The following is a 581-nucleotide window of genomic DNA, read 5'->3' as shown; positions in this document are numbered from 1 at the left end:
TTAATTAGCCATTAAAAAACGAACAATAAAATTATAGAAAAAATAAAGAATATATGATATAATTCTAGTAGAAATTAATGCAACTAAAAATAAAGGGAAATCGTGAAACAGTGATACCGTAGTCCTTGTTTTTAATTAATTTTCAATTGAATATTTTCGTCAGGGAAATCGGAAACAATGATAACGTAGTCCTGTAAAAGTAAGTGCTTATTTAAGTGCTTGTTTTTGCAGGACTTTTTTTATTATTTAATTAAAAATCAGGAGGAAATTTAACATGAAAAAATTTTTAATGTCAATCTTATTTGCATTTATATTTATTATAAATGTAGTTCCGAGCTATGCTCTAAAATTCTATCCTTTAAATTATGATAAAAGGATTGATTTGGATGGTGGTTATGGAGAATTTACATTAGTGAATACTTCTAAAGAACCAATCAGATATAAATTAGAAGCGACAAATACAAAAAAGATAACAGATATATCCAAGTTAGTAACGATATATCCAAAAGTTTTAACTATTGAGCCTTTAGAAGAAAAAAGCTTTAAAGTATATGTAAAAGAAGATTCAAAATTAAAAGATG

The 581-nt window shown here is 25.0% G+C and carries 1 protein-coding gene; it reads left to right on the top strand.

Going from position 1 to position 581, the window contains the following annotated elements; genetic code table 11:
- Window positions 1-274: 274 nt before the first annotated feature.
- On the top strand, window positions 275-581 hold a 307-nt coding region (locus L988_RS10905), incomplete at its 3' end, for a hypothetical protein (protein WP_047384212.1).

It is taken from the genome of Cetobacterium sp. ZWU0022, from assembly GCF_000800875.1.
In the GTDB taxonomy this organism is placed as follows: domain Bacteria; phylum Fusobacteriota; class Fusobacteriia; order Fusobacteriales; family Fusobacteriaceae; genus Cetobacterium_A.
This window is presented reverse-complemented; position numbering and strand designations above follow the sequence as displayed.